Origin of the sequence: Streptomyces sp. S07_1.15, from assembly GCF_020739505.1 — a bacterium.
Lineage (GTDB): Bacteria > Actinomycetota > Actinomycetes > Streptomycetales > Streptomycetaceae > Streptomyces > Streptomyces xinghaiensis.
In genome coordinates, this window is sequence record NZ_JAJBZK010000001.1 from 4,906,296 (window position 1) to 4,932,765 (window position 26,470).

At 71.0% G+C, this 26,470-nt stretch carries 19 protein-coding genes; 5 read left to right on the top strand and 14 right to left on the bottom strand.

Annotated elements, in window-relative coordinates; all coding sequences use genetic code 11:
* Positions 1–143 precede the first annotated feature (143 nt).
* Positions 144–656, top strand: coding sequence for an ATP-binding protein (locus LIX60_RS21100; protein ID WP_227959883.1), 513 nt, complete (start codon positions 144–146; stop codon positions 654–656).
* A 17-nt stretch (positions 657–673) separates the two neighbouring features.
* Here the strand turns inward: LIX60_RS21100 and LIX60_RS21105 are convergent, their stop codons facing one another.
* Complete coding sequence (locus LIX60_RS21105; RefSeq protein ID WP_227959884.1) at positions 674–823, bottom strand: hypothetical protein; 150 nt, start codon at positions 821–823, stop codon at positions 674–676.
* A 534-nt stretch (positions 824–1,357) separates the two neighbouring features.
* Positions 1,358–2,293 carry a ribokinase gene (locus tag LIX60_RS21110; protein WP_227959885.1) on the bottom strand — a complete coding sequence of 312 codons (936 nt, stop codon included), beginning with the start codon at positions 2,291–2,293 and terminating at the stop codon, positions 1,358–1,360.
* A gap of 224 nt (positions 2,294–2,517) precedes the next feature.
* Here LIX60_RS21110 and LIX60_RS21115 point away from each other — a divergent pair, with 224 nt between their 5' ends.
* Together LIX60_RS21115 and LIX60_RS21120 are read left to right on the top strand one after the other, a co-directional pair.
* Entirely contained in the window at positions 2,518–4,728 is a 2,211-nt protein-coding gene (locus LIX60_RS21115) for an ATP-dependent RecD-like DNA helicase (RefSeq protein ID WP_227959886.1), read from the top strand.
* Between the two features lie 179 nt (positions 4,729–4,907).
* Entirely contained in the window at positions 4,908–6,197 is a 1,290-nt protein-coding gene (locus LIX60_RS21120; RefSeq protein ID WP_030542406.1) for a citrate synthase, read from the top strand.
* Between the two features lie 618 nt (positions 6,198–6,815).
* Here the strand turns inward: LIX60_RS21120 and LIX60_RS21125 are convergent.
* The 7 genes from LIX60_RS21125 to LIX60_RS21155 all read right to left on the bottom strand — a co-directional run bounded on the left by LIX60_RS21125 (position 6,816) and on the right by LIX60_RS21155 (position 14,523).
* Positions 6,816–9,206: a cation-translocating P-type ATPase gene (locus LIX60_RS21125; RefSeq protein ID WP_227959887.1), complete on the bottom strand. Its 2,391-nt coding sequence runs from the start codon at positions 9,204–9,206 to the stop codon at positions 6,816–6,818.
* Between the two features lie 88 nt (positions 9,207–9,294).
* Positions 9,295–9,510: a heavy-metal-associated domain-containing protein gene (locus LIX60_RS21130; RefSeq protein WP_227959888.1), complete on the bottom strand. Its 216-nt coding sequence runs from the start codon at positions 9,508–9,510 to the stop codon at positions 9,295–9,297.
* A gap of 198 nt (positions 9,511–9,708) precedes the next feature.
* Complete coding sequence (locus tag LIX60_RS21135) at positions 9,709–10,875, bottom strand: protein-L-isoaspartate(D-aspartate) O-methyltransferase (RefSeq protein ID WP_227959889.1); 1,167 nt, start codon at positions 10,873–10,875, stop codon at positions 9,709–9,711.
* Between the two features lie 11 nt (positions 10,876–10,886).
* Positions 10,887–11,720 (bottom strand): radical SAM/SPASM domain-containing protein, encoded by an 834-nt coding sequence (locus LIX60_RS21140; RefSeq protein ID WP_227959890.1) that lies wholly within the window; start codon positions 11,718–11,720, stop codon positions 10,887–10,889.
* Positions 11,721–11,777: 57 nt separating this feature from the next.
* A complete protein-coding gene (locus tag LIX60_RS21145) occupies positions 11,778–12,266 on the bottom strand; it encodes a roadblock/LC7 domain-containing protein (protein ID WP_227959891.1) in 489 nt (162 codons plus the stop codon).
* Positions 12,267–12,503: 237 nt separating this feature from the next.
* Positions 12,504–13,016, bottom strand: coding sequence for an ATP-binding protein (locus tag LIX60_RS21150; protein ID WP_227959892.1), 513 nt, complete (start codon positions 13,014–13,016; stop codon positions 12,504–12,506).
* 313 nt (positions 13,017–13,329) lie between these two features.
* Positions 13,330–14,523 (bottom strand): helix-turn-helix domain-containing protein, encoded by a 1,194-nt coding sequence (locus LIX60_RS21155; protein ID WP_227959893.1) that lies wholly within the window; start codon positions 14,521–14,523, stop codon positions 13,330–13,332.
* A 425-nt stretch (positions 14,524–14,948) separates the two neighbouring features.
* Here LIX60_RS21155 and LIX60_RS21160 point away from each other — a divergent pair, with 425 nt between their 5' ends.
* Positions 14,949–18,998 (top strand): restriction endonuclease, encoded by a 4,050-nt coding sequence (locus LIX60_RS21160; protein ID WP_227959894.1) that lies wholly within the window; start codon positions 14,949–14,951, stop codon positions 18,996–18,998.
* 718 nt (positions 18,999–19,716) lie between these two features.
* Here LIX60_RS21160 and LIX60_RS21165 read toward each other — a convergent pair.
* The 3 genes from LIX60_RS21165 to LIX60_RS21175 all read right to left on the bottom strand — a co-directional run bounded on the left by LIX60_RS21165 (position 19,717) and on the right by LIX60_RS21175 (position 21,830).
* Positions 19,717–20,307, bottom strand: coding sequence for a restriction endonuclease (locus LIX60_RS21165; RefSeq protein ID WP_227959895.1), 591 nt, complete (start codon positions 20,305–20,307; stop codon positions 19,717–19,719).
* Between the two features lie 170 nt (positions 20,308–20,477).
* Positions 20,478–20,684 carry a hypothetical protein gene (locus LIX60_RS21170; protein WP_227959896.1) on the bottom strand — a complete coding sequence of 69 codons (207 nt, stop codon included), beginning with the start codon at positions 20,682–20,684 and terminating at the stop codon, positions 20,478–20,480.
* Between the two features lie 381 nt (positions 20,685–21,065).
* Positions 21,066–21,830, bottom strand: a complete 765-nt coding sequence (locus LIX60_RS21175; protein WP_227959897.1) for a TetR/AcrR family transcriptional regulator — start codon at positions 21,828–21,830, stop codon at positions 21,066–21,068.
* A gap of 136 nt (positions 21,831–21,966) precedes the next feature.
* Here LIX60_RS21175 and LIX60_RS21180 point away from each other — a divergent pair, with 136 nt between their 5' ends.
* Positions 21,967–24,264, top strand: coding sequence for an MMPL family transporter (locus tag LIX60_RS21180; protein ID WP_227959898.1), 2,298 nt, complete (start codon positions 21,967–21,969; stop codon positions 24,262–24,264).
* Here LIX60_RS21180 and LIX60_RS21185 read toward each other — a convergent pair.
* The gene (locus LIX60_RS21185; protein ID WP_227959899.1) at positions 24,255–25,259 is read right to left on the bottom strand and encodes a Gfo/Idh/MocA family protein; all 1,005 of its coding nucleotides are present in this window, start codon (positions 25,257–25,259) and stop codon (positions 24,255–24,257) included. The two genes, LIX60_RS21180 and LIX60_RS21185, sit on opposite strands and share 10 nt — an antisense overlap.
* A 106-nt stretch (positions 25,260–25,365) precedes the next feature.
* Positions 25,366–26,313 carry a sugar phosphate isomerase/epimerase gene (locus LIX60_RS21190; protein ID WP_227959900.1) on the bottom strand — a complete coding sequence of 316 codons (948 nt, stop codon included), beginning with the start codon at positions 26,311–26,313 and terminating at the stop codon, positions 25,366–25,368.
* Positions 26,314–26,470: the final 157 nt, after the last annotated feature.

The window sequence follows — 26,470 nt, forward strand, 5'->3', positions numbered from 1 at the left end:
GGCGGGCCGGTCGCGGGTGACGGGCCGTCAACCCGCGCGTGCGGCACCACCGCCGGCCGGAGGGATCTTCCGGGCTTCCGATGGGTACAGCAGGTAGCGGACCGATCGCACAGAGCGACGGTGTTCGGAAAGGTGCCACCTTCATGACGGAGACAAGCGACCGGACCGGCGGCGTAGAGACCCGCTTCCCGCGCCACCCCCGCAGCGTGGGACGCGCCCGCGCGGTCCTGCGGACCCACCTGTCGGCCTGGGGTGTGGAAGGGGACACGGCGGACAGCGCGGAACTGCTGATCTCCGAACTCATGACCAACGCCGTGCGCCACGCGCGGGTTCCGCACGGGCGGGAGATCGAGGCACGCTTCACGCTGACCGGGCGTCTGCTGCGGCTGGAGGTCTCGGACGCGAGCGACCGGCTGCCCGTGCCCGCGCAGGCCGGGACCGAGGCGGAGGGCGGCCGGGGACTGGCCCTGGTGGCGGCGCTGGCCCGCGACTGGGGGGTCCGGCACCGCGAGGGCGTCGGCAAATGCGTCTGGGCGCTGCTCGAACTGACGGGCGCACCCGGGCCGGTGTCCGTCCGGGCGGCCGCTCCGCCTCCCGCCCCGTCGGCGCCTCCCGCTCCCGCCGTGGAGGCCCGTACCGCGAGGCGGTGGTGCTGAGGGTTGTCCGGCGGTTCTCAGTGCCGCTTGCCCCGCCGCTTGGCGAGGGCGGCGGCCGCGATGGGCAGCCCGGTATTGATCGCGCGGTTGACCTTGGAGAGGGGAATGCCGGTCTTCTTGGAGACGGCCCGGGCCAGGGGATCGGTGATCTTCCGGAGAAACATCATGTCCCCAACGGTACGTCCGGGGTTCGGGAAGGGCATATGGGCAGCTCACGGCGGATGCGAGCGGTGCCGGGAAAGAAAAGAAGAATACTTATGAGTAGCCGTGCAACCCTTTCCGGGCCTCGGCTGTCGTACTGGGCGTCGGGCTTCCCGGGGGGAAATCTGGGGGGATTCTCAGGGGGGACCGTCGTGGGGGGACCCGAGGGTGGGGGGGGGGGGGGGGGGGGGGCGGCCCCCCCCCACCCGGCCCCGCCGGGGCGGGGCCCCCCCCCCCCCCCCCCCCCCCCCCCCCCCCCCCCCCCCCCCCCCCCCCCCCCCCCCCCCCCCCCCCCCGCCCCCCCCCCCCCCGCCCCCCCCCCCGCCCCCCCCCCCCGGGGGCCCCGCCGGGGGGGCCCCCGAGGGTGCCCGGTCTGGCGACCGGGCACCCTCGATACCGTTCACCGGCGTTTCCGGCGCCCGCCCCGCGCCCGCCCCCGCGTCCGGATCCGTTCGGGTCCGTTCGGGTCCGGCGGGCGCGTGCCGGACCTCTCCGGACCGTCAGCTCTCCCCCGGAGGCAGGACATCGGGCAGTACGGCCGGGTCCCCGGCCCGGGGGAAGGAGCTCTGCGCCCCGGCGCGGGCGCAGGCGGCCGAGCCGACCCGCACCGCGTACCGCACGGCCGTCTCCAGGCCGTCGCCCGCGCTGAGCCGCCAGGCCAGGGCGCCCGTGAAGGCGTCGCCCGCCCCCGTCGTGTCCACCACCGCCACCCGCGGCGCGGGCACCGTCACCACGCCGTTCCGGTCGGCGGCCAGCGCGCCGGCCGCGCCCAGGGTGATCACCACCGAACGCGGGCCGCGGGAGAGCAGCGCGGAGGCCCAGGCGGCCGGCTCGTCCGCCTCGGCGGCCGGATGGCCGGCGAGCAGGGCCAGCGCCTCGTGCTCATTGACGACGAGCGGGTCGCAGGCCGCGAGGACCTGCGGCGGCAGCTGCGCGGGAGGCGACGCGTTGAGCACCAGCCGGGCGCCGGGCGCGCGCGACCGCACGGCCTCCGCCACCGCCGCCATCGGGATCTCCAGTTGCGCCGAGACGACCCGGGCGGAGGCCAGCAGACTGCCGGCGGCGCGGATGTCCCCGGGCTCCAGCCGGGCGTTGGCGCCGGGGGAGACGACGATGCTGTTGTCACCCGCCGCGTCCACCGTGATGACCGCGACCCCCGTCGGCTCCTCGCCGACGAGCACGCCCACCGTGTCGACCCCCGCCGCGCGCTGCGCGTCGAGCAGCAGCCGCCCGTAGGCGTCGCCGCCGACCCGGGCCAGCAGGGCGGTGCGCGCTCCGAGGCGCGCCGCGGCGACGGCCTGGTTGGCGCCCTTGCCGCCGGGGTGGACGGCCAGGTCGGAGCCGAGCACCGTCTCCCCCGCCCCCGGGCGCCGGTCGACTCCGATCACGAGATCGGCGTTGGCCGAGCCCACGACCAGCAGGTCGTAGCCAAGCATGTGATGTCTCCCCCTCTGCCGGAGGCCGCCCGGGCGGGTGGGACGGCGGTGGTCCGTCGGTCTGTCGGTACGGCCAGCTTGACCCATTCCGGGGGCTGTTGGGGGCAAGTCTCCGTGAACGGGCCCGTCCCGCCCCGTCCCGCCCCGTCCGGGCGTGTCGGCGGGGCGTGCCGGGTTGTCCACAGGCCGCCCGTGGTGTCGGCGGCCGGCGGTACCGTCGCGGCATGGCACAGCTGTCGGTGGTCGAGGGGGTCCTGGAGCGGATCACCTACGCGAACGAGGAGAACGGCTACACGGTCGCCCGGGTCGACACCGGCCGCGGCGCGGGCGATCTGCTGACCGTCGTCGGTTCGCTGCTCGGCGCGCAGCCGGGCGAGTCGCTGCGGATGGAGGGCCGCTGGGGCTCCCACCCGCAGTACGGCAAGCAGTTCACCGTCGAGAACTACACCACCGTGCTCCCCGCCACCGTCCAGGGCATCCGCCGCTATCTCGGCTCCGGGCTGATCAAGGGGATCGGGCCGCGGATCGCCGAGCGGATCGTCGACCACTTCGGGATCGACACCCTCGACGTGATCGAGAAGGGACCGGGGCGTCTGATCGAGGTGCCCGGGCTCGGCCCCAAGCGCACCAAGCTGATCGGGGCGGCCTGGGAGGAGCAGAAGGCGATCAAGGAGGTGATGGTCTTCCTCCAGGGGGTCGGCGTCTCCACCTCCATCGCCGTGCGGATCTACAAGAAGTACGGCGACGCCTCGATCTCCGTGGTGCGCGGCCGGCCCTACCGACTCGCGGCCGATGTCTGGGGCATCGGTTTCCTCACCGCCGACCGCATCGCCCAGGCCGTGGGGATACCGCACGACAGCCCCGACCGGGTCAAGGCCGGGCTCCAGTACGCCCTGTCGCAGTCCTCCGACCAGGGCCACTGCTACCTCCCCGAGGAGCAGCTCATCTCGGACGCGGTGAAGCTCCTCCAGGTCGACACCGGGCTGGTCATCGACTGCCTGGGAGAGCTGGCGGGCGAGGAGGAGGGCGTCGTACGGCAGACCGTGCCGGGCCCGGAGGACGGGCAGCCGGTGTCGGCGGTCTATCTGGTGCCGTTCCACCGGGCCGAGATCTCCCTGGCCGGCCAGGTGCTGCGGCTGCTGCGCACCGGGGAGGACCGGATGCCGGCCTTCCGCGGCGTCGACTGGGAGAATGCGCTGGCCTGGCTGGGGCAGCGGACGGGGGCGCAGCTCGCCCCCGAGCAGGAGCAGGCGGTGCGGCTGGCGCTGACGGAGAAGGTCGCGGTGCTGACCGGCGGCCCCGGCTGCGGCAAGTCCTTCACCGTGCGGTCCGTGGTGGAGCTGGCGCGGGCGAAGCGGGCCAAGGTGGTGCTGGCGGCACCGACGGGCCGGGCGGCGAAGCGGCTCTCGGAGCTGACGGGCGCCGAGGCGTCCACGGTGCACCGGCTGCTGGAGCTGAAACCGGGCGGGGACGCGGCCTACGACCGGGACCGGCCGCTGGACGCCGATCTGGTCGTCGTCGACGAGGCGTCGATGCTGGATCTGCTGCTGGCCAACAAGCTGGTGAAGGCGGTGCCGCCGGGCGCGCACCTGCTGATGGTGGGTGATGTGGACCAGCTGCCCTCGGTGGGGGCGGGGGAGGTGCTGCGGGATCTGCTCGCCCCGGACAGCCCGGTGCCGGCGGTGCGGCTGACGAGGATCTTCCGGCAGGCGCAGCAGTCGGGGGTGGTGACCAACGCCCACCGCATCAACTCCGGTGTCCCGCCGATCACCCAGGGCCTGCCGGACTTCTTCCTCTTCCCCGAGGACGACACGGAGGAGGCGGGCCGGCTCACGGTCGACGTGGTCGCCCGCCGCATCCCCGCGAAGTTCGGCCTGGACCCGCGCCGGGACGTCCAGGTGCTCACCCCCATGCACAGAGGCCCGGCCGGGGCGGGCGCGCTCAACGGCCTGCTCCAGCAAGCCGTCACCCCGGCCCGCCCCGATCTGCCGGAGCGGCGCTTCGGCGGCCGGATCTTCCGGGTCGGCGACAAGGTCACCCAGATCCGCAACAACTACGAGAAGGGGGAGAACGGGGTCTTCAACGGCACGGTGGGCGTGGTCACCTCGCTCAGCCAGGACGACCAGCGGCTCACCGTCCGCACCGACGAGGAGGAGGAAGTCCCCTACGACTTCGACGAGCTGGACGAGCTGGCGCACGCCTACGCCGTGACGATCCACCGCTCCCAGGGCAGCGAGTACCCGGCCGTGGTGATCCCCGTGACGACCAGCGCCTGGATGATGCTCCAGCGCAATCTCCTCTATACGGCGGTCACCCGGGCCAAGAGGCTGGTGGTCCTGGTCGGCTCCCGGCGGGCGCTCGGCCAGGCGGTCCGCACCGTGTCGGCCGGCCGGCGCTGCACGGCACTGGACCACCGGCTCCGTGGCGCGATCTGAATCGTGGACACCGCCTTCCGCGCGCGTGCCGCGAGGAGCAGGATGGGCCCGCACGCGGCACGCCGTGCCATCAATAGGCCTGACGGCCGACCCCGAGTGCACGGCTTCTGGCCATATGGGGGAAGGTAGAGGCAGTCAGGGCACCTCGAAGAAGAGGCACAACGTCGGTGAGGGATGACGTGAGCGACAACTCAGTAGTACTGCGGTACGGGGACGGCGAATACCAGTTCCCCATTGCCGACAGCACTGTCGGCAACAAGGGCTTCGACATCGCGAAGCTCCGCAACCAAACCGGTCTGGTGACCCTGGACAGCGGTTACGGCAACACCGCGGCTTATCAGTCGGCGATCACCTATCTCGACGGTGAGCAGGGCATCCTGCGGTACCGCGGTTACCCGATCGAGCAGCTCGCCGAGCACAGTACCTTCCTCGAAACCGCGTATCTGCTGATCAACGGTGAGCTCCCGACGGGCGACCAGCTCGCCGGTTTCCAGAACGAGGTCACCCAGCACACGCTGCTGCACGAGGACGTCAAACGCTTCTACGACGGCTTCCCGCGCGACGCGCACCCGATGGCGATGCTGTCCTCCGTGGTGAGCGCGCTGTCCACGTTCTACCAGGACAGCCACAACCCCTTCCATCCGGAGCAGCGCCATCTCTCGACGATCCGGCTGCTGGCCAAGCTGCCCACGATCGCCGCGTACGCGTACAAGAAGTCGATCGGCCACCCGGTGGTCTACCCGAGCAACGATCTCGGCTATGTCGAGAACTTCCTGCGGATGACCTTCTCCGTGCCGGCCGCCGAGTACGAGCAGAACCCGGTCATGGTCAGCGCGCTGGAGAAGCTGCTGATCCTGCACGCCGACCACGAGCAGAACTGCTCGACCTCGACGGTGCGTCTCGTCGGCTCCTCGCAGGCCAACATGTTCGCCTCGATCTCGGCCGGCATCTGCGCCCTCTGGGGCCCGCTGCACGGGGGCGCCAACCAGTCGGTGCTGGAGATGCTGGAGGGGATCAAGAACTCCGGCGGCGACGTCGACACCTTCATCCGCAAGGTGAAGAACAAGGAAGACGGTGTGAAGCTCATGGGCTTCGGACACCGTGTCTACAAGAACTTCGACCCCCGGGCGAAGATCATCAAGGCCGCGGCGCACGACGTGCTCGCGTCCCTCGGCAAGTCCGACGAGCTGCTGGACATCGCGCTCAAGCTGGAGGAGCACGCGCTGGCCGACGACTACTTCGTCGAGCGCAAGCTCTACCCCAACGTGGACTTCTACACCGGCCTGATCTACCGGGCCATGGGCTTCCCGACCGAGATGTTCACCGTGCTCTTCGCGCTCGGCCGGCTGCCGGGCTGGATCGCCCAGTGGCACGAGATGATCAAGGAGCCGGGTTCCCGGATCGGCCGCCCGCGCCAGATCTACACGGGTGTCGTCGAGCGGGACTTCGTTCCGCTGGAGAAGCGCTGACCACGCCGCTGACCACCGGCCGCTGACCATCGGCCGCAGGCCCGGGCCCGGGGAATCCCCGGTCGCACCGGTCGCAGGTCCGGGGGGCCGCCCGCCGCCGTCGCGGGGCGGCCCCCCGTCCGTGCGTACGGGCCGTGCCCGGGTGCCCGGCCCGTACGCACGGACGGGCCCCGGAAAAAGGTGGAGAGCGCCCCGCGGTCGATCCCCCCACGGGTCGACCGGCGAAGCGCTCTCCAATCCCGGATCGGATTCCCCCCACGGGATCCGGCCGGGGGTCTGTCCGCCGCGGAATTCCGCGGCCGGAAGCTTCGGCTCGTGCTTGTTCTGTTGTCTTCTGTTGTCCGGCCGGGGCCGGTGCTGTCTGCCGGGACGAGCACGTACGGGAGGGCCGCTCAAAGCTCCCCGGGCACGCGCCCCGGCCACACACGACGGGATCCGTCCCCCAAGACGGGTCCGTCAGGCGGATGCCGCACCCCGCCGGAGGTGTTGCATCGCACGGTTAGACTCACGACCCGCCTCAATGGTTACCCCCGAAGAATGTGATCTGGGTCTCATGCCATAAGGGGCCAATGAGGGCAAGAGCTCCGATAAGGAGATCCTGAGCCCCGGGTGAGGGTCTCATGCAGCTTCTGGTGATGATGTGAAGGAACGCAATCTCAGGCTGTTGGTGACGACGAAGACGGACGAGAAGGCCATCGCGGCCCCCGCGATCATCGGGCTGAGGAGTCCGGCCGCCGCCAGCGGCAGCGCCGCCACGTTGTAGCCGAAGGCCCAGAAGAGATTGCCCTTGATGGTGCGGAGGGTCCGGCGGGCGAGCCGGATCGCGTCCGCCGCCACCCGCGGGTCCCCGCGGACCAGGGTCAGATCGGCGGCCTCGATGGCCGCGTCCGTGCCCGTGCCCATCGCCAGCCCGAGGTCCGCCGCGGCCAGCGCCGCCGCGTCGTTGACCCCGTCGCCGACCATGGCGACCGTGCGGCCCTCCTCCTGGAGCCGCCGGACGACCGCCACCTTGTCCTGCGGCAGCACCCCGGCGATCACCTCGTCGATGCCGACGGCGCGCGCCACGGCCTCGGCCACCGCCCGGTGGTCGCCGGTCAGCAGGACGGGCGTGAGCCCCAGGGCGCGCAGTTCGGTGATGGCCCGCGCGCTGCTGTCCTTGACCGTGTCCGCGACCGTGAGCACCCCCGCCGGCCGGCCGTCCACGGCGACCGTGACGGCCGTGCGGCCCGCCGCCCCGGCGGCGTCCATCGCGGTGGCGAGGGAGGCCGGCAGCGCGCCGTCCCCGTCGCCGTCCCCGCCGTCGCCGGGCAGCGGTTCCCGGCCGACGAGCACGGTGCGGCCGCCGACCCGTCCGCGCACCCCGAGGCCGGGGACGTTCTCGAAGTCCTCCACGGCGGGCAGCGGACCGGTCCGCTCGGTGGCTCCGGAGGCCACGGCCCGCGCGATCGGATGCTCCGAGGCGTTCTCCACCGCGCCCGCCAGGCGCAGCAGTTCCTCCTCGGTCACGCCGTCGGCCGGCACGGCCTCGTGCAGCGTCATCCGCCCGGTGGTGACCGTGCCGGTCTTGTCGAGGACGACGGTGTCCACCCGGCGGGTGGACTCCAGCACCTCGGGTCCCTTGATCAGGATGCCGAGCTGGGCACCGCGTCCCGTACCGACCATGAGGGCCGTCGGGGTGGCCAGGCCCAGGGCGCAGGGGCAGGCGATGATCAGTACGGCGACGGCGGCCGTGAAGGCGGCGGTGGCGCCGCCGCCCGCGAGCAGCCAGCCGCCCAGGGTCCCGAGCGCGATCAGGATGACGATCGGGACGAAGACCCCGGAGACCCGGTCGGCGAGCCGCTGCACCTCGGCCTTGCCGCTCTGCGCCTCCTCGACCAGCGTGGCCATCCGGGCGAGCTGGGTGTCGGCGCCGACGCGGGTGGCCTCGACGACCAGCCGGCCGCCCGCGTTGACGGTCGCGCCGGTCACGGTGTCGCCGGCCGTCACGTCCACCGGGACCGACTCACCGGTCAGCATGGAGGCGTCCACGGCCGAACTGCCCTCCACGACCCGACCGTCGGTGGCGATCTTCTCGCCGGGACGGACCACGAAGCGGGTGCCGACCGTGAGGCGGTCCGCCGGCATCCGCTCCTCGCGGCCGTCCGGGTGGAGCACGGCCACGTCCTTGGCGCCGAGCTCCAGCAGGGCCCGCAGGGCCGCGCCCGCGGTGCGCTTGGAGCGTGCCTCCAGATAGCGGCCGAGCAGGATGAAGGTCGTCACCCCGGCGGCCACTTCGAGATAGATGGCGGAGGAGGCGTCCGCGCGGGAGACGGCGAGGCTGAACTCGTGCCGCATCCCGTGCATCCCGGCGTCGCCCAGGAACAGTGCCCAGAGCGACCAGCCGAAGGCGGCCAGGGTGCCGACCGACACCAGGGTGTCCATGGTGGCGGCACCGTGCCGCAGGTTCGTCCAGGCGGCGCGGTGGAAGGGGAGCGCGCCCCAGACGATGACGGGGGCGGCGAGCGTGAGCGACAGCCACTGCCAGTTGTCGAACTGGAGGGCGGGCACCATCGCCATCAGCACCACCGGCACCGACAGGACCAGGGAGACGAGCAGGCGCTGGCGCAGGGCTTCGAGTTCGGCGCGGTGCCGGTCCGCCGCGCTGCCCGCGGGGGCCGGCCGGCCGCCGGGGGACGGAGCCGCCGGGTGCGCGCCCGCGGCCGGCTGCTGCTCCGGCAGCGGCTGTGCCCGCTGTTCCGGCGCGGGCGGTGGTTCGGGCTTGCGCTCGGCGGTGTAGCCGGTCTTCTCGACGGTGGCGATGAGGTCGTCGACGGCGATGCCGCCGGCGAAGTCGATCCGCGCCTTCTCGGTGGCGAAGTTCACCGAGGCGGAGACGCCGTCCATCCGGTTGAGCTTCTTCTCGACCCGGGCCGCGCAGGACGCGCAGGTCATCCCGCCGATGGAGAGTTCGACCCGCTGTGCGGGCTCCTCGGGGGCTTCCGCCGGGGTCTGGGGTGCCGTACTGGTCATGAGGGTCTCCGGAGGGGAGGGCCGGGCCGTGTGCGGTCCGCGGTGGCGGAGCGCCACGGCCCGGCGCGGGAAGGGCGGCCGGGCCCGGTCAGGCCCTGCCGGCCAGTTCGTAGCCGGCCTCGTCGACGGCGGCGCGGACCGCGGCGTCGTCCAGCGGGGCCTCGGAGACGACGGTGACCAGGCCGGTGGAGGCGACGGCCTTGACGGAGCTGACGCCGTCGAGCGCGGACAGCTCCTCGGTCACCGCACCCTCGCAGTGACCGCAGGTCATTCCGGTCACCCGGTACGTGGTGGTGGCGCTCATGGTCTTCTCCTCGGTAGGGATCTGCGGGGCGGAGACCGGCCCGGGCCATCGCTGCCGAAGCCCGCCGGGCGCTCCACCGGACTCCACTATACCCCTAGGGGGTAAGTGCTCGACGGGGTGGGGCGGGAGGCGTGCGCGGGGCGCGTGCGCGGGGCGCGGACGGCGGTGCCGCCGACGGACGGCCTCTGCCCGCCCCGGCTACGGCACCACCGCGGACCACTTCCCCCGCCGGAGGCGCATCGTGCCGTCCGGCTCGATACGGACTCCGGCCCCGTAGACCGGCAGGGCGCCCTCGGTGTTGAGGCGGGTTCTGATTCGCTCCAGTTCGTCCCACAGCCGCTGGGGTCCGCTCTGGTGTACCTCCGGGGGGTCGGTCCAGGTGGCCGTGGCCCGGGCCCAGGAGCCGTCGGGGTGTGCCATCCAGGCGGTGCGCCGCCGGTCGGGCCCCTCCTGGAAGCGGTGCTCGATGCCGGGTGCGGTCAGCTCCAGCATTGACCACACGTCCCACGCCTCCCGGACGTTGAGGACGGGATAGCGGCCGGTGCCGACGTGCTCGCCCTCTTGGTCGCGGGCCGCGGCGGACTGCTCGCCGAACCCGAGCCTGAGCCCAGGCCCGCGTCCGGGCGGGTGCGGATAGTCGGCGCCGTGGCGGGCGCGCATGAACCCCGCCCGGTCCCATTGCACTTCGCCGTCCGCGCCTCCGTCCTCGTTCTTGTCGGCGGTGACGATGACGGGCATGTTCTCCAGGGTGGTGACGAGCCGCCCGCTCGGGCGCAGCGCCGCCAGCCACGAGGCCGGGACGGGCCGGACGGCGACCATGGAGACGATGCGGTCGTAGCTGCCCGGCAGCGGCCCGGTGGCGTCCAGCTCCCGCACGGCCGGGGCCAGGCCGGTCGACGCCATACGTTCGGTTGCGGCCTTTGCCAGGTAGCCGTCCACGTCGACGCTGGTCACCCGGTCTGCGCCGAGGCGTGCGCAGGCCAGGGCCGTGGAGTAGCCGGATCCGGTGCCCACGATGAGCAGGTCCGCGCCGTCGCTGATCATGCCGTGCCGGAGCATGCGCACCACCAGGGACGGGTGGGTGGAGGAGGAGGTCGGCAGGCCGGTCGGCCGGTCGCCGGGGTGGGCGTGGTCGGCGTGCAGAGGTCCGACCCGGGTCACCAGCGATCCCGCATCGCTGTAGGCGGCCGACGCCCACCGGGCTTCGTCGGCCGGGCCGTCGCGCAGCTCCCAGCCGTCGCCGTCGGGCTGCCACCAGCGGGGGACGAAGAGGTGGCGGGGCGTGGACGCCACGGCGGGCCGCCATCGTGACACCGGGTGCGTCACCGCGGCGGCAAGGCGTTCGGCGTGCCTGCTCCAGTCCATGGCCGGCTCTTTCATTCGTAGGCCGGATCGCAGGCCGGCGTCTCCGCCGGGGAGCAGTCGGAGCCGTCGCTGTTCGGGTTGCATTCGGTTGCCGTCCGGGACTTGGGGATCCGGGCGACCAGATCGGCCATGTCGGCGCCCCCCAGAATGGTCCCGAGTGGTGTGGCCCGGACGTTACCGGCCGGGGGCAGGAAGCGGGAGAGCACGCACGGCCAGACGTCCCCGTGCGGGCCGATGGCGGCACGCCCGATCCCGCACTTGCCGCAGAGTTCGCCGACGGCGGGCGCAGTGGTGGTGGCGGCCCGGCCGATGCCGCGCTGCCGGTCGGTGTGGATGCGCTGGACCCCGAGGGCTTCCAACTCCCCGTGGGCCTGTTCGACGCGCTGCCCGTTGAAGGTGTCGATGATGCCGACCCTGAGTGGGATGCCGAGCCGCACGGCCCTGCGGATGTTGTCGCGGATACGGCGGTGCGAGGCTCGGCGGCCGGTGACCTGGCCGTGCTGGTCGGCGGTGTCGCTGTAGTAGGACGTGGCCAGGGACACCGCCGGGTGCCGGAGGCGCTCCCACAGCGACTGCCGGACGGCCACGAGGTTGGAGAACACCTCGACGCGGAGGCCCTGAGCGAGTGCGTAGTCCAGTAGCTCGGGGAAGTCGGGGTGAAGGGTCGGCTCGCCTCCGATGAACTGGACGTGGGGAACTCCCATGCCGACGGCCTGCCGGAGCACTGATCGCCAATCGTCGGCCGTCATGGTGCCGTGCCCGCCGGAAGGGCCGGAGTCGGCGTAGCAGTGGGCGCATGCGAGCTGGCATTTTCCGGTGATCTCCAGCTCCAGGGTTTTCGTCATGAGTGGGGTCGCCATTGTCATGGTCGGTCTTCCTCTCGGTGTCGGTCCCGGTCTCGGTCAGGTCGGCAGAGCTGTTGCGGTGGTGGTTGCGGTCGGGCGCCGTATCGGCTTGTCGGTCTCGGCTCCGTCCGGTCCTGGTGCGGGGTCCTGGCAGGCCGGGGTGTCCCCATGTGCCCGGATGCTCCTGGCAAGTTGCTGCATCTCGTGGCCGATGACGGCGGGGTCGGCGTCGGTGTCGGCCACCACGACCAGCCGGCTGTCCTTCCCGGCCGAGGAGATGAGGACCAGCCGGGTGTCCAGCTCCGCGGCGATCTGCCGCACCTGGTCGTCGCCGTTCAGAAGCCTCCCGGCCCCGCCGGCCAGGGAGTACATGCCGCAGGCCACGGCCGCGAGATGGGCGGCGGTGTCCCGGTCCGTGCCGGAGAACGTCTTCACCAGCCCGTCCGGGGAGAGAAGCACCGCCGTCAAGGCGCCGGGTACGTGTGCTGCCAAGCCCTCCAGAAGCCACGTCAGGTGGCTGCCGGAAACGTCTGCGTGCAGGGTCATGCGGGGTGTTTCTCCTGTCTGTGGCGGGCGGGTGTGTTCGGCACCCGGCGGGGCGGGCCGCCCGACCGCCCAGGGGAGAAGCGGTCGAGCGGCCCGGGAGCGTCGCAGCGGCCCGGACGGGGGCCGCGGCCCCTGCGAGGCGGCTTTGGGGGGCTGGCGCGATCAGGCCGGACGGCGGGTTGAATCCGCCCTGGGGCGGAGTTGCAAGGGCCCGGGTTGGGGCGGAGGAACGCGGGGTCAGCCGGCGGCTTCACACTCCGGCTCGGCGGCGGGGGTGGCGGCGGCGGTGAGGGTGCACCACACGCGGCTGCCGTCTTCGCTGATGTCCCAGTCGTCGGCGAAAGCCTGGACGAGGAGGAGCCCGCGGCCGTTCTCGTCGTCCTCGACGGGCGAGGGCAGGTTCCCCGGACCCCACACGCGCGGCTGGTCCCCGGCAGCGCCGGTCTCCACGTCGAGACGGACCCCGCCGCTGCGGTAGGTCAGCCGGAGAGTCACTGTGTCGCCGTGGCCGTGGCACACCGCGTTGCTGATCAGCTCGGACACTACAAGTCGCGCGTCATCCACCAGGCCACCCAACTTCCACAACTCCAGTTGCCGAGCCGCCACTTCACGCGCCCGGCCCGGCCACCGGCGGACGTCGCCGTCCACGGCTTGCCGGAAGACCAGGTCCAGGCCATCGCCGCGAAGGGTGAGTGCCCCGTTTGCGGCGGTTTCCGGCGGCGTGTGCCGGGTGGCTCCGGTGAGCGACACGGGGGTCACCCGGTGGCGTCGCGGCCAGCGTCGCCCGGAGGTTCCTGTATGGCGGCTGCGGGGTCGCCGGCTGCATCCAGCGGGAGTGGTTCTGCGTTGCTAAGCCCCCGAGGGGGGTTGCCGGGCAAGGTGTGGGGGAGTCCTTCGGCGGCGGCGTCAGCCAGGGCGCCTCGGCGTGTGCGCGGCTGAGCCGGGGGGTTCGTCGTCATGGTTCAGCTCCATGTCGGAACGGTCAGTGACGACATGGTGACCGGGCGGTTGGACCCCAACTATCACGAGTTGGTGATAGTTGGGGCTATGGCTTCGCTGGGTGTCACTTGGGTGCGGGTCCGAGCCAGGATCCGTACGACAGGAAGGTGTCCGGTAGCCGCCGATGGGCCGCCTCCAGTCCGGCGTAGGTGTCGCGGACCGTCGGGTGGTACTTCGCCTGTTGGGGAGCCGCTTTGCGGGCCATGAGCAGGCTGGCGAACGCGTCGTCGAGCCTGCCGGTCCACAACTGAGCGCGTGCGACTTCGGCGTGGTGGTGGCTGGTGCGCGAGTTCGGCCAGTCCGCAGGGATGTGTGTCCTGTTGGCCTCCTTCACAGCTCGCCCGTACTGGTCGAGTTCCGCGAGGACGGAGACGCGATGCACTTTAACGTTCGTCGGCCCGAATGCGAGCCAGTGCACCGTGACCGATTCCCCGGTCTCGGCGGCGATCCGTTCGGCTTCGTCCAGGTGCTCCGTGGCTCGTGCGGCGTTCTTGGCCCGGCCGGCCATCACCGCCGCACCGAGGTGCAGTTGACCGGTTACGATCCCGCGCTCGCGCGTCTCCTCAGCCTGGGCAAGCGTCGACAGGCCCATGTCCACGAGACGCTGACCGGTGCGGAACTTGCCTTCCCGCAGGTAGGTGAGCGCCCGCAGGTAGTGGAACATGCCTCCGAGGACGGCGCTGGAGGCCCGCTGCGCGGCCCAGTCCAGACGGGCTAGCGAGAGCTGGGCGAGGTCCGCGTAGCCCAGCTTGGCCGCCACGTCGTACGACGTGCGGTAGAGGCTGGCGAGCGTCAGCCATCCTTCTCTGGTCCGGGCGGAGTGCGCCGCGGTGGTCGCTTCCTCGATGAGCCCGGCCACCGCGCCCGCCGCTTTCTTGATCTTGCCTGCGCGGACCGCGGCGCACAGCCCCTCGGCCTCGGCGTGAAGTTCTTCCTGCCGCCGGGGCCGGATCTCGGGGTCGGGCCCCAAGTCGTACACGTCGAGGGCCTCGCGGATCGGCCGGATCAGCACGTCCAGTTCGTCGGCGCGCAGACTGTCCTGGTAGGGCTGCCCGTTGATCGTGGAGACATCGACTCTCAGCGCCTGTGCGACCTTGCCCACGAGGTACGGGCTGGCGGGGATCACACCCTGCTCGGTCTTCGTCAGGGTGCTGTAGGAGATGTCGGCGAGCTCGCAGAGCTGTTTCTGTGTCAGGTGACGCTCGCGACGAAGCCGGGCGATCCGCGAGCCGGTGTGGTCTTGAGACAGAGAGTGCATACAGGCTCCTGTTCTGCATCCACTGGAACAGTACCTGCGGCCGGCCCCGGTTGAGGCTGGAGGACGATTCCTGCGGGCCGGAGGTGCACGGTGGGGCGTGGCCCTTTTGCAACGCGCCTGCGGCTCTGCCCCGGAGCGTGGGACCGAGCAGTTCAGCGCGCTCGCGCCGACCCGCAGGCTGGGCACCAAGAGTCCGCTCGCGATCGGCCAGTGCCCTCGCTTCCTTTCTTGCTCAGGGCGACGCCGTGCTTGGCAGATCGCCAGGTGACTACCGGCATCTCGTCGACGCGCAGCTGCGCCCAGGCATCGGCGCCCGTTTGCAACAATGGCGGACACACCAGCGGCACTTGCAAGAATGTGCCTGTTTGACGTGGCCCCTCGGCGTGGCCACCTGCGGCGCCTTCGGGTGGTTGGGGAAGGGACTGATGGCGAGCGAAGCGGATGGTGAGTGTGAGCCAGGAGCGGCGTTGGGCTGGCTGCTCAGCGACCGTGCACCCGACCTTCTCCCGATTCCGTGGCTCACTGATCGCCGATTCGAGGATTTTGTCGAGCGACTGCTGAAGGCCCAGCCGCTCCTCGGCATGCAAGTGCGGCACGTTGCAAAGGTGGCTCGCTGGGGCGTCCCCGGTGACAAGCAGGACGGCATCGACCTCTACGGCCGGTTCAACGATGGTGTGCCGGTCGCCTGGCAGTGCAAGCACCTCAAGGACCTGACGGCCGCGAAAGTGCGGAAGGCCGTCGATGAGCTGACGTTCGACGGCGCCGAGGAGATCTACCTTGTCTACGCCGATGTAGCGAAGGTTGCTGCTCGCAACGAAATCCAGCAGCATCCTGGTTGGTGGCTGTGGGACCGCCGGGATCTGACCGCGATGCTTCGCAACCTGCCGGCACAGGCCCAACGCGACATACTTGACGAGTTCTGGGACCCCGATATCCGACGACTTTTCGTGGAAGCGCCAGACGATGCGTTTATGTCGTTCGAGTCGTTCACGAGGGTGCGGCTGAATCCGGAGGCCGTGATGAACGACCTCGGTCCCCTCGCTGGTCGTACCGACGAGCTCGCCGCGATGCGATCTTCCACCGACCGTGAGTCGGATGGCTACCGGCCAATCGTGGTTGTTGTCGGTCCAGGCGGACGTGGAAAGTCGCGGCTACTCATTGACTCGCTCCGCGAGCTGCGGGAGCGACAGTCACACGTTCCGATCTTTTGCTTGGCGCCCGGGCGGGTCTTCAGCGACCGAGCTCTTGCTGAACTCCGCATCGGTGCATCCGTGGTTGTGATTGATGACGCCCATGTCGAGCCCGAGGCGCTCGCATCTCTGCTGGCCTTCGCGCGCAGCCGCGACGACGTTCAAGTCATTCTGGCGACGCGACCGAGCGGACTTCGCGCAATCCGTGAGCAGGCCGTTCAGGCGGGCTTCAGGCCCGCGGAGCAGGAGACCGTTTCGGTCGACGAGCTACGAAGAACCGACGCAGAGCGCTTAGTCCAGGGGCTCACCGACGGGGTGGGTCTCCGCTTCGAGCTGCGTGCGTACCTCGCCGGCCAGGCTGAACACAGCCCGCACGTCGCGGTCATTACCATCAACCTCATCAAGCGTGGCGAACTCACGGCATCGCTGGCCGTCGACGCTGGCCTGCGACAGACTGTCCTCAACCGATACCGCGCTGTCCTCGCACCTGACGTGGATGGGTTCAACGGCGCTACCAGTCGAAAGGTCCTGGCGACCTACGCCGCGATAAGCCCCGTTAACAGTGACGATCAGGAACTTCTGCAGCAGATCGCCAACTTCTGTGACCTGACAGTCATCGAGCTTGCCCGGATCATGACCTCTCTGCGGGACCACGGTGTGCTCGTTGCACAGGCCGGACTGATGCGGGTGGTACCCGATGTTGTCGCGGATAGCGTCCTAGAGGAACAGGCCGCCTATGGCGATTTCGACACCAGATTCGCTGTCGCCCTGTGGGAGACATTTGGCGCTGGCGAGCACAAGCACCGACTGGCCACGTCGCTCGGCGAGCTCGACTGGCGGCTCTTGAAACGCGGTGGCCCATCGGTCATGGACCCGATCTGGACGGGAATCCACGAGCGGGTGCTCGCCCTCCCCTGCAGCCAACTGCATGAGGAACTAGACTGTTTCATTCCGCTGGCGACGACACAACCGCGTGCGGTCGTGCACATGCTGGGGAAGCTCCAGGATCGGCTCGATAATGAGGAACGCGGCGGCACGCCGCTGCCTGAAGATGGTGACCAATCGTCTTGGCGAGAGTATCTCGGGCTCCGGCCGATCGGCCCCGATGACGTGCGTCGCAAGCTGCCGGAGCTTTACGCGCGCGCAGCTGTCAGCGAGCCCAGCCTGCTCGAAACCGCCCTGGATGCCCTATGGGGCCTGCGCAAGCGCGACCCTCGCCCGCCGCACGCCACCACGGATCATGCCCAGCGGATGCTCGATGACCACCTCGGCAACCTGGTCAAGCTCCCGGACCCGTCGTTTCCCGCGCGCATCGTCGCTAGGGTCGCTGCCTGGCTCACGGAACCCAGCCAGGGTGAGGATGTCGCTACTCCGCTGTTCGCGCTCAAGCCGCTACTGGTGAAGGAGCGGGTGGAAGCTACGCAATCTGCTCCGATGACGCTTTCGATGCAAGCGCGAAGCATCAGCCCCATGGCAATGCGCACGGTGCGCGACCAGAGTCGCCGTATTCTCTGCGACCAAGCTGCCTCCAACGACCTGCGGCGTGCCGGTGCAGCCGTCGCTTTGCTGGGGCACGCCTTGAAGCAGCCATCGGGATACTTCGGTCAGCCGATCGGTAGCGATGTCATTCTCGCCTGGGAGGACGATGACCTCGCCACCGTCGCCACACTGGCCGTGGTTGGCCGACGTACTGGCATTCCTGCCGTGCGGCGCCTTGTCCGCAACGCATTGGCCTGGTCCGCCGAACACGCAACATCGCCTCGCGTAATGCACGCCGCCCTGACGGTAGTGGCGTCTCTCGACCGCGTCGCCGGGCTTGAGGACGACATCGCGGATGACATCCTCGGCGACCGCTTCGCTCTCGGCAAGGTTGACCCGACCGATGTGCCATCGCTGGAGGAACTGGCTGCTACGCAGTCAACCGAAGGAGGTCGACTGGCAGAGCTGACGAAGGAGAATCGGCAGGCCGAACGCGACGAGCACATACGCAAACGCGTGCAAATTCGGCGCACAAAGCAGGACGTCCAAGACGATGAGTTCGCCGAGCGTCTCCTCGAACTTGGTACGGCCACGGAGATTCTCGATCTCCTGGACAGTACTGCTCGTGACGTGCTCGGCCTCCGACCCCAGCAACACTTCAGCCTGTGGCCGATCTGGCGTCGCATCGCTGAACGCACACCAAACTTTCTTCCGGAACTTGTCTGCGAGATGGCCGACGCTGACCCAGGCCCCCTCGATAGGGAGCTTCCGTATCTGATCGCTTCCTGGCTTCGGCATACGCCGCAGGTCGCGTCATCCTGGCTTTGCGGTGCCGTTCTGAACGGGCGGACCGCGGTCAAGATCGCTATCGCCCGCGCGTTCGACCGAGGCGGTTGGGGCCACGCGAGTCGCCTCGCCGACGTTTGGGCCACCGGCAGCGAAGATCCTGATCCTCAGGTGGCAAATGCCTTCCTCGGCGCCGCCGGCCCTTATCTCCGGGCCACACCGACCGAGGCGGTACCGGTGTTACTTGCGAGAGGCATTAGTGAGCATGCCGCTGCGACCGCCATCGAAGGAGCCAGCGACTACGACGGCGCCGCTTACGGTTCCGGTCTCGGCCGTGAAGATGCCGAGGCAGTCCTTCGACTCGTCGCCCGTGCCAATTACCAGTCCTATCCGGTACAGACAACGGTGGCCGCAATTGTGTCGAACCACCCTGGTCTGGTCCTCGACCACCTTGCCGAGCGGGACGCCGCCGACGTGCGACTGCCCGATGACAATGACGATCTGGGAACCGCCTTCGACCGACGAGCCGACGACCTTGCCGACTGGGTTCTTCAGAGACTTACGTGCGAGGAGGACGAACAACTTCGCCTGGGTCGAGTTCTGGAAGCCGCCGTAAGCGAGTACCTGACCGAGGCCGCAGGGGATGCGTTCGCCGCCCGCATCCCCAATCTGGATAGCGCTGAAATCCGTGGCCTTTGCCGCGTCCTTAGCTGCCTCAACGCCTGGGCCCTGAGCCATCCCGGTCTTGCGACCGCCGTGGTTGAACGTGCCCGTGAGACCGGCTGTTACTCCACGGTTCGTGAGTTGGTACGAGAACGGATGCATCCCAACCGCTGGGGTGGCTGGAACGGTGAGTCCCCCGAGCTCGACGCCGCGCTGATACGAGCCCGGCAGGCAGCAGCGGAGGTGCCCGATGAAGTTCTGAGAGCCGACTATGAGTGGGCTGCGGACTGGGTCCAGGGAACCATCGATGCCGACCGACGACGACACGAAAACGACACAGAAAGCGGTTGGAAGTAGAGGAGCCTTTGGGCCCCACCAAAGGCTTTCACGACTGCAAGTCTGTTAGTTGGCGAACCCTGCAAGGTTCGCCGGGGCATCCAGTCACACCGGCAGCCGTGTGCCGTCGACGCTACGAGCCAGTACCCAATGCAACCGTGGCGCGGCCGCTGACGTGGCCACTGGGCGGTGAACTATGGCGAGTAGAGCCTGCAACGGTGTGGTGCCCAGACTGATGGACTTGGCGTACACACTCCCGTTCGAAGGGAGTTGGCCCGTCAAATCGGTGCACAACCGGTCGATGGCCTGCTGATGGCCCAGCTCGGAGAACGTCGTCCGGCCAGTGTGGTTCGGCACTCGGCGTGATCGCCATGAGGTTATCCCGCGTACGCGGGGAGCGGAGTTCGCGACCTGCGGGTTCGCTGGTGGGGGACGCCGGTTTGCCCATTCTCACCGAAAGTAGCGAAACGGGCATATTGCGCTCTGTTTCTTCATTGGCTCTTCGCCCCTGCAGGCATCTTCCACTCGTTCGCCCAGCGCCAGCCACGGTCTGACGCCGTTCCCGACGTCTGGCCTTCCATCCCTGCCACCCACGAGCCGTGGGGTTCACGCCCTCCGATGTCCGCGCGGGGCCGTTTTGCTGACGGCCAGGACGGACGGTTTCTGCTCGTCGGCAGAGCTTCAGCACGGTACGGGTGACTCCATCCTCGGAGAGGGCTCGATCTTCGTGGCGGCGCGGTCAGGGGACCAGCCGTGCACGCTGAGGCCGCCGCGCCGATTCGTCGGTCCTGCCGCGCCTCGGTGTTCGACCGGGCAGGCGCAGCAACTCATGCAGTGGGAGGCCGTGTTCGGCCCAGCGGTGCAGCCGGTCGCGGTCGATCCAGTGGATGCGGTGCCGGTCGCCCCAGGCCTTGGCGTCGCGAGTGAGGGAACCGTTGGTCACGACGACGGCGTGGTCCGCGCGGTGTACGGGACCGGCCGTTCCCTTGACCTGGTACATCACCTGCACACCCACCTTGCCGCCGACTCTGGTGTGCTTGGCCTGCAGGACGATCCGGCCGCGCTGCCGCTCCTGGCCGATGACGTCGGCGGCCTGGTCGCCCTGCCGGCCGACCTGCCGCGCCTGCCAGCCGTCCCGGATGAGCAGGTCCCGCAGGGCGTGCTCGAATTGCTGGTCGTCCAAGGCGTCGATCTGCGCGAGCGTGAGCCGCAGGGCCGCGAGCCGCGCCGCCCGCTCCCGCCGTGCCCGCAGGGAGCGCGACAGGTGCCGGGTCCCGTAGGCGCAGGCGCCTGCGGCGAGGGCGGCTACGACGGGCCAATGGTCAAGCATCGTGTTCCACACGGCGATTGCCACGTCGGTGAGGACGGCTGCCGCGGCCAGGGCGACCAACCCGGCCGCAGCGTGCTCCCCGGCACCCCGCGGCTTCCGCAGCCCTGGCCACCTCAACAACCGCTGCCGCGGCCCGTGACGTGGCCGGAGGCGGGGGCGGCGCCCGGGCATCAGGGGGCCGCCGGCGCGGAGACCGAGGGCTTCGGCGCGGTCGGCTGGGGAGTCTCGGCCTCACCGAAGCCGAAGACCTGCCCCCACAGGACGATCAGGCCGAATATCCCAGCGATGGTCCAGCCGCTCATCCCCTTGGCCCGAGGCCGCGGGTTGCGCCGTACGTAACTGCGGACACGGTGGTGGCCCGGAGGCACCTTCTCCATCTGCTTCCCCTCTCCTCGCCGGGCCGCCCCACGCGACCCGGCCCCTGGAAAAAGGGGTAGCAACGGGCACTGACAAGATCTGATGGTGCATCGGCAAGATCCGCGCCCGGGCGGGGAGAACCGGCCACGGCAGCCGCCGGCGAACGCCGTGCATGCCGAGCCGCAGCCCCGGACCGGTGACCTCTGGATACGACCCTGGAGTGCGGTAGGCCGAGGCTTGCGGGGGCACCGAGACCCCCGTGGCCCGATGTGCGAATCGGCCTCCACCTGCGACAACACGGCCGGCCGTACCGCCGGACCGGTGACCGCAGTTGACGGGAAATGGCGGCGCGGGGATCCGGCCCCGGTGCGCCGGAGGCGCCCCTCGGGAGGCCGCGAGGCTCAGCGCGTGGCGGGCGCCTCCGTACCGACGACCGGGGCGAGGTAGCGGTGGAGCGCCGCCTTGAGTTCGGCGACGTACGCCTCGCGCTCCGCGCCCTCGTGGCTCATGGCCAGCTCCATCCCCGAGGTGAAGAAGGTGTAGGCCAGCATGGCCACGCGTGCGCACTGCTCCGGGGCCAGGCCGGGGGCGCGCAGGGCGATCAGCTCGGCCGTGCGGGCCCGGAAGACGCTGTCGAGCGCCGCGTGCTCGTCGGCGAGGGCCGCGGGCGCCCCGGGGGCGTGCATGAGGGCGAGCGAGGCGGGGTTGTGGCAGATGAAGCCGGTCAGTGGGTCGACGATCCGGTCCAGGGCCTCCGCCAGCGGCAGCATGGCGTTCTCCGGGGTGAAGACCTGGCCGTGGGTCTCGCGCATCCGGTCCAGCAGGCGCCCGCCGAGCTCGACGGCGATGGCCTCCTTGTTGGGGAAGAACTGGTAGAGGGTGCCCGGGGAGACGCCCGCCTCCCGGGCGATGGCGTTGGTGCTGGCCCCGTCGTAGCCCGAGTCGCCGAAGACCCGGGCGGCCGCTTCCAGGAGCTGCTCGATGCGGCGCTCCCCGCGGGCCTGGCGGCGACGCCGCGGTCGGGCGGCGGCCGGCGGCCCTTCCGCGCCGGGCCCTGACGGGCCGCCGCCGCGCCGCTGCTTCCCGGAGGGTTCCTCGCCGGTGGTCGTCTCTCCGCCGGCCGCCCCCGGCCGCTTCCCCGGTGCCGTCGGCTGCTTCTCGGACACGCGCCTCTTCCCCGGACTCTCCGCCCGCCTGGCGGCGGTTGACAAATGCGAGCGGCTACTCGCATTCTAGGGAACGCGAGCGGTCGCTCGTGTTTGCCAAGTCTATTGGCAATCGGGGGAAGGGGACACCTGCGCCATGTCTGCTGTCAACCGCCGCGCCCGCGGCTGGACCCGGATCGTCACGGCCCGGCCGAGACTGTCCCTGCTGCTCGCTCTCGTCGTCACGGCCCTGGCCGTGTTCGCGGGAAGCGGCGTCGCGGACCGGATGGGCAGCGGCGGCTTCGAGGCGCCGGACGCCGAGTCCACCTTCGCCACCGAGGAGCTCGACCGCCGCTTCCCCGCCTCCGGGCCCAATCTGCTCCTTCTCGTCGACGGCGGCGGTGCCTCCGTGGACGACCCGGCCGTCGTCGCGGAGGGCCGGGAGCTCGCCGAGCGGCTGGAAGGGGAGCGGTCCGTCACCGGCGTCACCTCCTACTGGGCCACCCGGTCACCCGCGCTGCGTGCCGAGGACGGCCGGCAGGCCCTGATCACCGCCCGGATCGAGGGCGACGAGAAGGCCGTGAACCGCACCCTGGAGCGCATCGCCCCCGCACTCCGGGGGGAGCACGGCCCCGTCGAGGTGTCGATCGGCGGCCGGGCCGCCGTCCAGCACGAGCTGCAGACCACCGTCCAGGAGGATCTGCTCCGGGCCGAGCTGATCGCCCTGCCCATCACCCTTGTGCTGCTGATCATCGTCTTCGGCAGCGCCGTCGCCGCCCTGCTGCCGCTGCTCATCGGCGTCGTCGCCATCCTGGGCACCAACGCGGTGCTGCGCGGGCTCACCGAGTTCACCGATGTCTCCGTCTTCGCGCAGAACCTCACCACGGCGCTGGGCCTCGGACTCGCCATCGACTACGCCCTCTTCATCGTCCGGCGGTTCCGCGAGGAGCTGGCCGGCGGCGCCGCGCCGCTGCCCGCCATGGGCACGACCCTGCGCACCGCCGGGCGGACGGTCCTCTTCTCGGCGCTCACCGTCGCCGTCTCGCTGGCCGCGATGCTGGTCTTCCCGCAGTACTTCCTGCGCTCCTTCGCCTACGCCGGCATCGCCGTGGTGCTGCTGGCCGCGCTGGCGGCGCTGTCCGTACTGCCCGCCGCGCTGGTGCTGCTCGGCCCCCGGGTGAACGCCCTGGACCTGCGCAGGCTGCTGCGCCGGGACCGCCCCGCCGGACCGGACACCGGCGAGGGCTGGGCCCGTACCGGCCGGCTGGTGATGCGCCGGGCACCCTTCTTCGCGATCGGCACCACCGCCGTCCTGCTGCTGCTCGGAGCCCCCTTCGCCGGGGCGACGTTCGGCACCGTCGACGACCGGCAGCTGCCCGTCACCGCCGAGTCCCGCGTCGTCCAGGACCAGCTGCGGGAGGGCTTCCCGGGCTCGCCCGGCGGTGCGGTGGAGGTGCTGGCCGAGGGCGGACCGTCGGCCCGGGAGCTGGACGGGTACAGCGCGCGGATATCCCGACTGCCCGATGTGCTGCGGGTGGACGGGCCCACCGGGCAGTACGTCTCAGGGGAGCGGGTCCGCGAGCCCGGCCCGGCCGAGGCCGCCCGCACCGCCGGGGGTGCGGCCCAGATCAGCGTGCTGCCGCGCGGCGAAGCCGTGGACGCCGCCAGCCAGGAGCTGGTGCGCGAGGTCCGCGCCGAGAACGCGGAAGCCCCGTTCGACGCCTCCGTCACCGGAACCGCCGCCGTCCTCGTCGACACCAAGGACGCCATAGCCGACCGGCTGCCCTGGGCGCTGGCGGTCATCGTGCTCACCACGCTGCTGCTGGTCTTCCTCCTCACCGGCAGCGTGCTGATACCGCTGCAGGCCGTGGTCCTCAACGCCCTCAGCCTCACGGCGATGTTCGGTGCCCTGGTGTGGGTCTTCCAGGACGGGCATCTCTCCGGGCTGCTGGACTTCACCGCGACGGGTGACATGGAGACCACGCTCCCCGTGCTGATGTTCTGTGTCGCCTTCGGCCTCTCCATGGACTACGGCGTCTTCCTGCTCTCCCGGATCAAGGAGGAGTACGACCGCAGCGGCGACCATCAGGGCGCGGTGGTCTTCGGCCTCAGCCGCACCGGTGGGCTCATCACGGCGGCGGCGCTGATCCTCGCCGTGGTGATGATCGCCATCGGAGCCTCCCGGGTGACCAACACCAAGATGCTCGGTCTCGGGCTCGCCCTGGCCGTGCTGATGGACGCCATGGTGGTGCGCACGCTGCTGGTCCCGGCGGTCATGCGGCTCACCGGCAAGGCCACCTGGTGGGCTCCGCGCCCGCTGCGCCGGATCCATGCCCGCTTCGGGCTGAGCGAGGGGGAGGGCACGGCCCTCCCGGAGCAGCGGAACGGGGGTGCGGGGGAGGACAGCGCCGGTGGGGCCGAGCCGGAGCGGGCGGACTCGGGGGCTCAGCGGTAGAGGGCCGGCGGCCCGGTGAGGGTGACGGGCACCCGTCCCCCTCCGGACTGGGCCCGCACCCCGGCCTCGCAGACGGCGGCGACCGCGTAGCCGTCCCACACGCTCGGTCCGGTGACCTCGCCCCGGCGGGTCGCGTCCACCCACTGCTGCACCTCGCGGTCGTAGGCGTCCTCGAACCGCACCACGTAGTCCTGGGCGATCTCCCCGCCCCAGCGGCCCGCCGCCTGGGTCACCATGGCGTGCCCGTCGCCGATCCGGGCGCTGCCGGCCTCGCACACGGCCTCGCACTGCACCTGGTAGCCGAAGCCGCAGTTGACGAAGATCTCCACATCGACCACCACCCCGCCGTCCGTCTCGAACAGCACCAGCTGCGGCTCGCGCACCCCGCCGGAGCCGGGACGCAGCACCGTCACCGCCGTGATCTCCTGGCCCAGCAGCCAGCGGGTCGCGTCGATCTCGTGCGCCACCGAGTCGCTGATCATCATCTGCTCGGTGAAGCCGGGCGGGCTGGCGACATTGCGGTGCCGGCAGTGCAGCATCCGCGGCCGGCCGAGTTCGCCCGCGTCGAGCAGGGCCTTGAGCCGGGCGTACTCGGTGTCGTAACGGCGCATGAAGCCGACCTGCACCCGCCGCCGGCCGAGGGCGCTCTCGGCCCGCAGGACCCGGAGCGCGGAGGAGGCGTCCGGGGTGAGCGGCTTCTCGCAGAGCACCGGCAGACCGTGCTCCAGCGCCAGCAGCAGCTGCTCCTCGTGAACCGGCCCCGGGGAGGCGATCAGCACCGCGTCGACGCCCTCGGAGGCCAGTGCCGCGGCCGGATCTGTGTGGGCGGTGCAGCCGTCGATCCCGTCGGCGAGCCGTTTGGCGCGCTCGGCGTCGACATCGGCGACGGCGGCGACCCGGGCGCCGCTGATGGTCCGGTCCAGCCGCCGGATGTGGTCGGCCCCCATGCGTCCCGCGCCGATGACGGCGACGCCGAGTGTTCCCTGGTCGGTCATGGATCTCCTCCGCAGGTCGGGCCGGGTCGGCGCGGTCCGGCCGGTGCGGTCCGGCCGGCGCGGGCTGGGCGTTCGGGTTCTCCGCTGCGGTACCGCGGCCACCGGGCTACGGCGCCCCGCAGCTCCGCAGGAATCTGCGGGTGCGTTCCGCGATCGGGAACGGCCGGTCCGGATCGCAGGGGTACATGTCCTGCTCGACGATGGCGAAGAGGTCGATGCCGAGCCCTTGCGCGGCGTCGAGCACCGGTTCGAGGGCCGGCACGCCGCGGGGCGGCTCGCACATCACGCCCTGCGCCACCGCGGGCCCGAACGGCACGCCCTCCGCGACCACATGGGCGAGGATCTCCGGGTCCACCTGCTTGAGGTGGAGGTAGCCGATCCGCTCCCCGTAGGTCTTGATGAGCTTGACGCTGTCGCCGCCGCAGTAGGCGTAGTGCCCGGTGTCCAGGCAGAGCCGGACCAGACCGGGGTCGGTGGCGTCGAGGAAGCGGGCGACGTTCTCCTCCCCGTCGATGTGGGTGTCGGCGTGCGGATGGACGACGATCTCCAGGCCGTAGCGGTCGCGGACCTCGCGTCCCAGGCGTTCCATGCCGGTGGTGAGGTCCCGCCACTGAGCGGCGTTCAGCTCCCGGTCCTCGATGATCTCGGCGGTCTTGTCGTCCCGCCAGAAGGACGGGATGACCACCAGGTACCCGGCGCCCATGGCCCGGGTCAGTTCGGCGACCCGGGAGACATGCGCCCAGGTGGCGTCCCAGACGGCCGGGCCGCGGTGCAGCGAGGTGAAGACGGTGCCGGCGGAGACCCGCAGGCCGCGGCGCCCGGTCTCGTCCCGCAACCGGGCGGGGTCGGTGGGCAGATAGCCGTAGGGGCCGAGTTCGATCCAGGAGTAGCCGGCGTCCGCCACCTCGTCGAGGAAGCGGTGCCACGGCACCTGCCGGTCGTCCTCGGGGAACCACACGCCCCAGGAGTCGGGGGCGGAGCCGATCCGGAGCCGGTCCAGGGACGCGGGAGAGGAGGGGGAGGGTGCGGGGGATGCGGGAGGTCCTGCGGTCATCTGGCGGGCTCTCCTCTCATCGGTCACCGGTGACCGGAGAAGGCGGTGTCTCCCGTGTCGGCGGGACAGGGGAAGGGCAGGGATGCCCGGTAGCTTCCTGCCCGGCACGGGGGGTGTCAATGCGAGGTCCGGACATACGGACGTATGGTCAATTCCT

Excerpts from the sequence above, each read along its gene's own strand:
- LIX60_RS21180 (WP_227959898.1), top strand. The coding sequence starts at position 21,967 with ATGTCTGCTGTCAACCGCCGCGCCCGCGGCTGGACCCGGATCGTCACG.
- LIX60_RS21190 (WP_227959900.1), bottom strand. The coding sequence starts at position 26,313 with ATGACCGCAGGACCTCCCGCATCCCCCGCACCCTCCCCCTCCTCTCCC.
- LIX60_RS21125 (WP_227959887.1), bottom strand. The coding sequence starts at position 9,206 with ATGACCAGTACGGCACCCCAGACCCCGGCGGAAGCCCCCGAGGAGCCC.
- LIX60_RS21145 (WP_227959891.1), bottom strand. The coding sequence starts at position 12,266 with ATGACCCTGCACGCAGACGTTTCCGGCAGCCACCTGACGTGGCTTCTG.
- LIX60_RS21160 (WP_227959894.1), top strand. The coding sequence starts at position 14,949 with ATGGCGAGCGAAGCGGATGGTGAGTGTGAGCCAGGAGCGGCGTTGGGC.
- LIX60_RS21135 (WP_227959889.1), bottom strand. The coding sequence starts at position 10,875 with ATGGACTGGAGCAGGCACGCCGAACGCCTTGCCGCCGCGGTGACGCAC.
- LIX60_RS21105 (WP_227959884.1), bottom strand. The coding sequence starts at position 823 with ATGATGTTTCTCCGGAAGATCACCGATCCCCTGGCCCGGGCCGTCTCC.
- LIX60_RS21185 (WP_227959899.1), bottom strand. The coding sequence starts at position 25,259 with ATGACCGACCAGGGAACACTCGGCGTCGCCGTCATCGGCGCGGGACGC.
- LIX60_RS21100 (WP_227959883.1), top strand. The coding sequence starts at position 144 with ATGACGGAGACAAGCGACCGGACCGGCGGCGTAGAGACCCGCTTCCCG.
- LIX60_RS21115 (WP_227959886.1), top strand. The coding sequence starts at position 2,518 with ATGGCACAGCTGTCGGTGGTCGAGGGGGTCCTGGAGCGGATCACCTAC.
- LIX60_RS21140 (WP_227959890.1), bottom strand. The coding sequence starts at position 11,720 with ATGACGAAAACCCTGGAGCTGGAGATCACCGGAAAATGCCAGCTCGCA.
- LIX60_RS21170 (WP_227959896.1), bottom strand. The coding sequence starts at position 20,684 with ATGGAGAAGGTGCCTCCGGGCCACCACCGTGTCCGCAGTTACGTACGG.
- LIX60_RS21110 (WP_227959885.1), bottom strand. The coding sequence starts at position 2,293 with ATGCTTGGCTACGACCTGCTGGTCGTGGGCTCGGCCAACGCCGATCTC.
- LIX60_RS21165 (WP_227959895.1), bottom strand. The coding sequence starts at position 20,307 with ATGCTTGACCATTGGCCCGTCGTAGCCGCCCTCGCCGCAGGCGCCTGC.
- LIX60_RS21155 (WP_227959893.1), bottom strand. The coding sequence starts at position 14,523 with ATGCACTCTCTGTCTCAAGACCACACCGGCTCGCGGATCGCCCGGCTT.
- LIX60_RS21130 (WP_227959888.1), bottom strand. The coding sequence starts at position 9,510 with ATGAGCGCCACCACCACGTACCGGGTGACCGGAATGACCTGCGGTCAC.